The 8,481-nt window shown below is 46.0% G+C and carries 7 protein-coding genes; all 7 read right to left on the bottom strand.

Annotation, left to right across the window (positions count from 1 at the left end):
• Window positions 1–71 precede the first annotated feature (71 nt).
• The 7 genes from ACTTKA_RS06575 to ACTTKA_RS06545 all read right to left on the bottom strand — a co-directional run bounded on the left by ACTTKA_RS06575 (window position 72) and on the right by ACTTKA_RS06545 (window position 8,473).
• A complete protein-coding gene (locus tag ACTTKA_RS06575) occupies window positions 72–2,327 on the bottom strand; it encodes a RelA/SpoT family protein (RefSeq protein ID WP_442724406.1) in 2,256 nt (751 codons plus the stop codon).
• Window positions 2,328–2,340: 13 nt separating this feature from the next.
• Window positions 2,341–3,936, bottom strand: coding sequence for a LysM peptidoglycan-binding domain-containing protein (locus ACTTKA_RS06570; RefSeq protein ID WP_442724405.1), 1,596 nt, complete (start codon window positions 3,934–3,936; stop codon window positions 2,341–2,343).
• Between the two features lie 4 nt (window positions 3,937–3,940).
• Window positions 3,941–4,639: a DUF5683 domain-containing protein gene (locus ACTTKA_RS06565; protein ID WP_442724404.1), complete on the bottom strand. Its 699-nt coding sequence runs from the start codon at window positions 4,637–4,639 to the stop codon at window positions 3,941–3,943.
• Between the two features lie 19 nt (window positions 4,640–4,658).
• On the bottom strand, window positions 4,659–5,564 hold the full coding sequence (locus ACTTKA_RS06560) for a ParB/RepB/Spo0J family partition protein (protein WP_442713118.1): 906 nt from the start codon (window positions 5,562–5,564) through the stop codon (window positions 4,659–4,661).
• Between the two features lie 3 nt (window positions 5,565–5,567).
• Window positions 5,568–6,332, bottom strand: a complete 765-nt coding sequence (locus tag ACTTKA_RS06555) for a ParA family protein (RefSeq protein WP_442713119.1) — start codon at window positions 6,330–6,332, stop codon at window positions 5,568–5,570.
• A 287-nt stretch (window positions 6,333–6,619) separates the two neighbouring features.
• Window positions 6,620–7,636: a S41 family peptidase gene (locus ACTTKA_RS06550; protein WP_442724403.1), complete on the bottom strand. Its 1,017-nt coding sequence runs from the start codon at window positions 7,634–7,636 to the stop codon at window positions 6,620–6,622.
• A 3-nt stretch (window positions 7,637–7,639) separates the two neighbouring features.
• Window positions 7,640–8,473 (bottom strand): DUF3316 domain-containing protein, encoded by an 834-nt coding sequence (locus ACTTKA_RS06545; protein WP_442724402.1) that lies wholly within the window; start codon window positions 8,471–8,473, stop codon window positions 7,640–7,642.
• Between the last annotated feature and the right edge of the window lie 8 nt (window positions 8,474–8,481).

Raw genomic sequence — 8,481 nt, 5'->3', positions numbered from 1 at the left:
CAGAAGTGTCGGCCCTAATTTTTTACAGTCCTAAAAGTTTTACCGGACAGCAATATTTTGAGATATTTCTATTAATCCGCAATCCGAGCGATCGATTTGATGTTTTTGATTTTTGAAAGGATGACACACATTTTCTGGATATCTTCTACATTGTGTACCATCATCTTAATTTTCCCTTCAAATACTCCGTCTTTAGCTTCGATGGATAATTTCTGAATATAGACATTGAAATCTTCCGAGATCGTTTTCGTGATCGTATTTAAAACACCCAGCGAGTCGATTCCTTTGATTTCGAGGGTTGCTTCGAACGACGTATTGATATGGTTGCTCCATACCGTGGAGAGAATCCGTTCGCCGAAACTGCTTTTCAGTCGTGTCGCAATCGGGCATGATATTTTGTGTACGACCACGTTGCCGTCGTCATTGATAAATCCCAGTGCCTCGTCTCCGGGAATCGGTTTGCAACAACTGGCCACGACATAATTCCGGTCGAACTTGTTTTCGCTGAGCACATACGTCTTCTTTCGGTCGAACTGCTCAATCTTCTTCTTGTTACTTTCGGGTTGAATCGTGATCTGTATTTCTTTCTTTTTCCCCACCCGAAGCGCCTGTTTCAGATATTTGAAGAGCACATTGTCGGTCTTTTCCTGAATCAGTTTCCTGAGATTATCCGGGAGGGTCATATCGCCTTTCTCAATCGCGTAGCAAAAATCTTCGCGCGACGAAAATCCGTAATAGATCGCCACCTTGTCCATCCGCGAAGTGGTGGGTTCGATACCGGCTTTCTTAAACGCTTCCAGCAACTTCTGTTCACCTTCTCTGACGGCCTCCCGGCGTATGCGCTTGAGAAAAGCCTCGATTTTTGTTCGCGCTTTGGCCGTCACGACATAGTTCAGCCATTCGGGAGCCGGCTTCTGCGAACGGGATGTCAGAATTTCCACCTGATCTCCGCTCGACAGCGGATGACTCAGCGGTACGAGCCGGTGATTCACCTTCGCTCCGATACAACTATTTCCGATATTGGTATGCAGGGTATATGCAAAATCAAGAGCCGTCGCTCCTTGGGGAAGAGTTTTGATATCTCCTTTCGGAGTAAAAACAAAAATCTCGGACGAGAAAAGATTCATCTTGACTGTATCCAGAAAGTCGAGCGAATTGGGATTCGGGCTTTCCAGAATCTCGGTAATCGTAGCCAGCCATTTATCCAGCTCCGTATCTTCTTCGATGTGCTTTTCCTTGTACTTCCAGTGAGCTGCAAAACCTTTCTCCGCAATGTCATCCATCCGGCGGCTGCGAATCTGTATTTCGATCCATTGTCCGTCAGGCCCCATCACTGTCACATGAAGGGCTTGATAACCATTTGATTTAGGTCTGCTTACCCAATCGCGAAGCCGATCGGGACGAATCCGGTAAACATCCGTAATGGCCGAATAAATATCCCAGCAAAGATTCTTCTCATCCACTCCCTCTTTAGGCTCGAAAATAATACGAACGGCAAAGAGATCGTAAATATCTTCGAAAGGGATATTCTTCGAGACCATCTTGTTCCAGATCGAATAGGCCGACTTGACACGGGCACGCATCTCGTACGTCAGCCCCATAGCCTGCAACTTCTGATCTACCGGTTTGGCAAATTTCTCGAACAGACGCTGACGAGCCGCTTCGGTAGCTTTGAGCTTCTGATTGATGGTTTCGTATTCCTGAGGATGTTCATATTTGAAGCTAAGATCCTCGAATTCGGTTTTGATCGCGAATAGTCCCAGCCGATGCGCCAGCGGAGCGTACAAAAACAAGGTTTCACCGGCAATCTTATACTGCTTGGCCGGGAGCATGGAACTAAGCGTCCGCATGTTGTGCAGACGGTCGGCCATTTTGATCAGGATCACGCGGATGTCGCTGCTCATCGTAAGCAGCAGCTTACGGAAGTTCTCGGCCTGTGCCGACGCCTGCTCGTCGAAAATGACCCCGCTGATCTTGGTCAGACCATCCACGATCTGAGCAATTTTATCGTCGAACATGTTGCGAATATCTTCGACCGTGTATTCCGTATCTTCAACCACATCATGCAACAAGGCGCAACAAATAGAGGTGGAGCCAAGTCCCATTTCATTGCATACAATACGGGCAACTGCCAGAGGGTGCATGATATAAGGTTCGCCCGAACGGCGCCTTACGCCTTTGTGCGCCTGATGGGCAAAATTGAAAGCTTTGGTTATACGTTCAATCTTTCGTCGGTGATTCGTATGAAAATAATCGTCGAGCAGGCGGTTGAATTCTTCTTGTACCATTTGCTCTTCCGCGGCGAGCAGCTCTTCTTGTGTATTCATGTCTTTTCTTTTATCACCCTACTGGTATTTTCAATATCTGGCCGGCATGAATTGTCGAATTTTTCAATCGGTTCGCCGATTGGATTTTTGCAACCGTAACTCCGGGATATTTGCGGGCAATCTTCATAAGGGAATCCCCGGATCTTACCTTATACGACACATACCCTTTCTGACTCTTCGTTGACTTTTTCTGAGTTTGAGGCCTGACGGTTGATGATGAGGAAGCGGTCGTCTGAGAAACCGTCGACGCTATCGCCGCCAAACTACTGTTTTCGTGCTGTGTTTCTGCTCCATAATGGATGCCTCCGTTATCAACGTGAATGATCAACTGTTTTCCACGCGGCACCCGATTAGATTTCAACCGGTTCCATTTACGAATATTTTGGGCCGTGACCCCGTATCGATTCGCAATAATATAAAGATTCTCGCCGGACTCCACGGTATGCTTGATCGTCTCCTTCATTGAGCTAGTCACTCCCTTTGCAGCTACAGACAGCTCGCTTTCCGGCATGCTGTTTCCTAAAAGTTCTTCCGCCCGGTGAAGATTGATTGTATCCTGATGATCAATATAAGCATACGTGGCCTGTACCGGCAGTTTAAGTACGGAAGGCCTGATGTTGCCCGGAATGATCTCGCGTTTGTATTGCGGGTTAAAAGCCCTTAGAAGTTCCATATCTACTTTCAGAAGATCGGACACCTGCTGCAAGTGTAGCATTTTCCGAATCATGACCGTGTCCGAAGCGACAGACAGGCTCGTCTGCATCGGACAGAGGTTATGCTCGCAATGATACGTCATAATGTATGTTGCAGCAATAAAAAGAGGCACATATGAGCGTGTTTCTTTCGGTAAATAGGGAAAGATATCCCAAAAGTTCGTTCGCCCCCCGGCACGCCGGATCGCTTTGTTTACATTACCGGGTCCACAATTATATGAGGCCAGCACCAAATGCCAGTCTCCGAAAGTCGCATACATATCTTTAAAGTAACGACAAGCCGCATGAGTGGAAGCATAGGGGTCTAATCGCTCGTCAATCAGACTATTGATCTCCAGACCGTAGAGTTTCCCGGTGGGAAGCATAAACTGCCAGAGGCCGGCGGCTCCGACCCTCGACAAAGCCCGCGGATTGAGTGCGCTCTCGACAACAGCCAGATATTTCAACTCGAGCGGTAAATCATACTGGTCTAAAATTTGTTCGAAAATAGGGAAATACAAATCCGCCATTCCCATCATGTACCGTACCAAGTCGCGACGACGGTCGGCATACAGGCTGATACAGTTACGTACAATCGGATTATAATCGAGCGGAATGATACTGGGAATACGGGCTAACCGGTCACGGTAAATTTCATCGGCAAAATAAACATTTTCATTGTCATCCAGACAGTGCTTCTCGGTCTGTGAATGATATTGGGCATGCCAACTCTGAAGCAAGGCTTTCACATTTTCGTCCATTACTTCAGGTATCAGTCCGATAGCTTCATACGACGAGTCGGCTGATAAGACGGAATAGCTTGTCATATCCAGACGGGAACTGTTGCGATCGTCTTGAGCTGAAATAGCCGGCACCGCTAAACTGCATATCCATAGGGCAAAAAGAATCTTCTTCATATCATTAAAATTTTATACTACAATTGAGCCCGTATAATTGCGGACTGTAACTTGTGCGAGGTACCACTACAGGTTCGAGATGTAAAGACAGATCGCTCGATATATCGAAGTCGAACAATTGAGCATCAACATAAGAATCTGCAATACAAAGAAAATACCACGCAACGGTAAGAATAATACTCAAATCGCGATAACGACGGTAATAGTCTTTTCCGCTTTTCAGATTACTTCTGAAGTTCGCATTCGAAATATAATCTTTCGGATCCCGGCCTGCCGGCACAAAATTCTTCCAGCTCGAATGCCACGTATCGGGTTTCGCCGGATTATCCGTGACGATATGCAGGTAGGCTTCCGAATAGTCCCGATAGTTTTTGTTATTCCACGTCACGGCATAAACGAATCCCATGAACCCTCCATACACAAGAGGTAATTTCCAATATTTCCGGTTATAAATCTGCCCCAATCCGGGGAAGATAGCCGAATAAACAACCGCTTTTTTCGGATTGGGTTTAAACGAAGTAGGTGTATGGCTCATGCTTACGGTGTCTGTCTCCTGCCATGACTCCATGGCTACATTTGCCGGTATACGGATCGTATCTTCTGCCGCTGTGATAACTTCCTGCGCTTTTCCTTCCATAGAAAAGCCTATCCAGCCCACGACACACAACCAAACACCGACCATTTTCTTACACCGATCCTTCATGAGGCATTTTTCTCTTGATTTATCCTTCTTTCATGCGGTCTAAAAGTCCCATGATACTTTCCAGTTCTCCTTCCGACTGGAACGGTATCGTGATCTTTCCTTTCCCACTTTCCTCGTTGTATGTCAGTTTTACCTTCGTTTGAAAGAATGATGACAGATGCTCCTTGAGGATTTTAAATTCTTCCGGCAGAATTTTACGGGAAGGTTGTGGCGAAGTCGCCACCTCCTGAGGTTTCACTTCTTCTCCAGCCAAAGCATTTCGAGCCAGCTCTTCTACATTTCTGACAGATAATCCTTGTGTGATGATCTGCTCATAGAGTGCTAGTTGGACTTCGGGATCATCGATCGAAATCATGGCACGTGCATGCCCCATATCAATCCGTTTATCTTTCAACCCGACTTGTATCTCTGCCGGAAGTTTCAAGAGACGCAGATAATTCGCAATCGTTGTCCGTTTTTTTCCGACGCGTTCGCTCAGCTCCGCCTGCGTGAAGCCGTTCGAATCGATCAGTTTCTGATAAGCCAGTGCCGTTTCGATCGCATTTAAGTCTTCACGTTGTATGTTCTCGATCAGGGCAAGCTCCGCAATATTCTCATCGGCAGATGTTTTAATATAAGCCGGTATTTTTTCGAGTCCGGCTTTAACGGCTGCGCGATAACGGCGTTCACCGGCAATAATCAGGTATTTCCCCGAACCGGTATCTTTCAGGATAATGGGCTGAATGACACCATAGGTACGGATGGACTGAGCGAGTTCGTTCAGCGTATCTTCCTCGAAGATTGAACGAGGTTGATCAGGATTCGGTTCAATCTGAGCCAGTTCAATTTCGTTAATCGAAGAAGAGCCACTTGTCGTCACTTCATCCGGTGGGGTAAGGAGAGCCTCCAACCCACGTCCCAGTCTGTTTTTATTCGGTTTTGCCATCTGTTATTTATTTTTCTCAATCAATTCCTGTGCCAGTTGCATGTGATTAGCCGTTCCTTTCGAGTCCGCATCATAAAGTAAAATGGGGCTTCCGAAACTCGACGCTTCCACCAATTTTACATTCCTCTGAATGACCGTTTTGAACACTAAATCTTGGAACGGGCGTTTCACCTCTTCATAGATCTGGTTAGCCACCCTCAGACGCGAGTCATACATGGTAATCAGAAAACCTTCAATTTCCAACGCCGGATTTAATTTCGACTTGATAATCTTAATCGTGTTCAGCAATTTACTGATCCCTTCCAGCGCAAAATATTCACACTGAACGGGGATAATAACCGAATCGGCCGCCGTAAGCGCATTCACCGTAATCAGCCCCAATGATGGAGAACAGTCAATCAAAATATAGTCATACGCACTTTTTAATGGCTCGATGATCCGCTTTAAAATTTGCTCTCGCTGCTCCATATTCAGCATTTCGATTTCTGCCCCGACCAGATCGATATGCGACGGAAACACGTCCAATCCTTCCAGTTCGGTCTTTACGATTGCTTTATGTGGCTCCTCACCATTGATAAGACATTCGTAAAGAGAACAGTCCAGATTTTTGATATCAATACCTAATCCCGAAGATGCGTTAGCCTGAGGGTCGGCATCGATTACCAGTACCTTCTTCTCTAAAGCCGCTAACGATGCAGACAGATTGATGGTCGTGGTCGTCTTTCCAACACCGCCTTTCTGATTTGCTAATGCGATAATTTTTCCCATAGTGTTCTTTTCTTTTTATTACAATCGCGCGTATTTGTTACCGTATTTTATCCCTGCTATTGTAACTCGCAAAGGTATGGATTTTTTTTTATTTTCACTTCGCCGTCGTTCTGTCTTATCGGACGACTTTCGCTAAAAACTCTTTAAGTTGATCTAAAGTGGCTTATTATGAGCCAGGAAACCATACTGTACTTCTTTCGGTCAGCCCTACATGGAACATCTTTTCAGCAAGCATCCCGACATGAAACCATACAACAGCCACACACAAAGGAGGATTTATAAATGACTCAATTCTTCTCCGTCTTTGAAACAATGTAGCGAATTGCTTCTTCGATGATGGTATCTTTCCCTTTCTCCATATCTTCCATTCTCATATCCAATTTAATATCCGGGTCGATGCCGCTTTCGGTATGTTGTTTGTCGGCGTCGAGCATGGGAGAAGCTGAAAAGCGCACGGTCCATCCGTTAGGAAGTTCGGAGTTAAAGGGAAGTCCGCTTCCTCCGCCTGTCCGGTCGCCCATAATAGTCACCTGATCAAGAAGCTTCATTTTATTTACAAAGTCGTTCGTTGCACTGTAACTGTGGCGGTTGGTAAGCACTACGACCGGGCGCATCCAGCGAAGGCGGTTCGAGGGCTCCAATTCGATTGGGTACGGTTCGGAGAAGGCGTCATGTGCAGGCCCCTTCTTATGAAGGATATATCCGGCAACCATTTTCTTTTTCAGAAAGCGGGAGGCTATACGGTCTGAATTAGTCAGCGAGCCGCCACCGTTATCACGCACATCAATAATTAATCCTTTGCATTTCCGGAAAGCAAAAAGAACTTCGTCCAGATTTTTCTCCCCGACACTGTTCGAGAAACTTCCATAGTAAATATAACCGATTTTCGTTTCCGGTAATTGCACGTACTTCATTCCTCCGGCAATCGAATAACGGGTGCCGAGGTAGTTCTTTTGTATTTCCCGATTAAAGTTGGCCGGATAATCTTCGTACCACGACCAGTAACGGGCGACATTAAACGGCGATACGAGATTCGTATGTCCGTCCTTCAATTCGGCCAGCATGTTTCCCAACAAATCAAACAGCTGGTATCGATCCATCGTATCCGTTACCTGAGGGCTATACTTCTGATAGACCTCATCCCAATTTACATCTTTATATCCGAAGAAACAATAATGCTTGTCCATGATAGTCCAGAGCGCTTCGAAATTGGCACGCGCATCCATTGTATAGTCATCAGCCTTCTCACAGGATGAAAACAGGATTCCCAGGAAGAAAAAGAGATTTTTCAAATAATATTTCATCTCTCAATAATATGCGCTTTGATACAAATGCGTTTTTCGAAGATGCTTACCACTCAACGAAATCAATTCCTTCACCATCCCCACCATAAAACTGTGAGACACATAATCAGTCTGAATGCCATTTACTTTTGTCTGATAAAGATCATTCAGATAACCAAGGCGAACCGTCCAGTTACCGACAGGTAAATCGACGGTCAGGTAGTTACGGAGGGCCCATTTATTGTGCAAAGAAAAGCATTGAATAACGCCGTCCGAATTGCCGACACCGAATATTTCGTAATACGACTGTCCGTAATGCGGCGAAAAAAGCATCCCTACTACCGGAATATCCGTCTGGTAACGAACCGTCAACGGGCTGTGGTGCAGACGGAAAGTATAAATGACCGCTGCGGAGAGGCGCATATCCAAATCAACGTGTAATGCTGCCGGATTGTTGCCGTTTTGCATATTATAAACAAAACCGAACATGGCGCCGGCCGAACCTCCCGCCAGAATTTTCAGCTCGGGAGTCGGACGGAAATGATAATGCAATCCGTAAGCATAGTCGATGAAGCCCGCATAAGCGCGGCTTGTTCCCGCAGGATGATTCACCGTCGACAAATCGAGGTGAAGCGTCTGCTGCCGGGAAATACGCGGACGTATCAGCTTTGTCCTTTCGTTCAGTACATCGATCCCCCAACCATCGTATTTAATGGCCGAAAGGTAGGTATTCTTAATCTTATATCGTCCGCAACCGATCAGTGTCGCCTCATTCACCGAGCATGGCGGCTCATCGGCCTGTGCATACAGCGAAAGGACGAACATCGAAAAACAAAGGAAGCAAACGGTTTTTTTCATTTATTTAT

Origin of the sequence: Tannerella sp., from assembly GCF_052170195.1 — a bacterium.
Taxonomy (GTDB): domain Bacteria; phylum Bacteroidota; class Bacteroidia; order Bacteroidales; family Tannerellaceae; genus Tannerella.
The sequence above is the reverse complement of the archived record's forward strand: the minus strand, read 5'-3'. Positions and strand labels throughout refer to the sequence as shown.

Bases quoted from the DNA above. Each gene is read 5' to 3' on its own strand.
- ACTTKA_RS06575 (WP_442724406.1), bottom strand. From the start codon at position 2,327: ATGAATACACAAGAAGAGCTGCTCGCCGCGGAAGAGCAAATGGTACAA.
- ACTTKA_RS06570 (WP_442724405.1), bottom strand. From the start codon at position 3,936: ATGAAGAAGATTCTTTTTGCCCTATGGATATGCAGTTTAGCGGTGCCG.
- ACTTKA_RS06565 (WP_442724404.1), bottom strand. From the start codon at position 4,639: ATGAAGGATCGGTGTAAGAAAATGGTCGGTGTTTGGTTGTGTGTCGTG.
- ACTTKA_RS06560 (WP_442713118.1), bottom strand. From the start codon at position 5,564: ATGGCAAAACCGAATAAAAACAGACTGGGACGTGGGTTGGAGGCTCTC.
- ACTTKA_RS06555 (WP_442713119.1), bottom strand. From the start codon at position 6,332: ATGGGAAAAATTATCGCATTAGCAAATCAGAAAGGCGGTGTTGGAAAG.
- ACTTKA_RS06550 (WP_442724403.1), bottom strand. From the start codon at position 7,636: ATGAAATATTATTTGAAAAATCTCTTTTTCTTCCTGGGAATCCTGTTT.
- ACTTKA_RS06545 (WP_442724402.1), bottom strand. From the start codon at position 8,473: ATGAAAAAAACCGTTTGCTTCCTTTGTTTTTCGATGTTCGTCCTTTCG.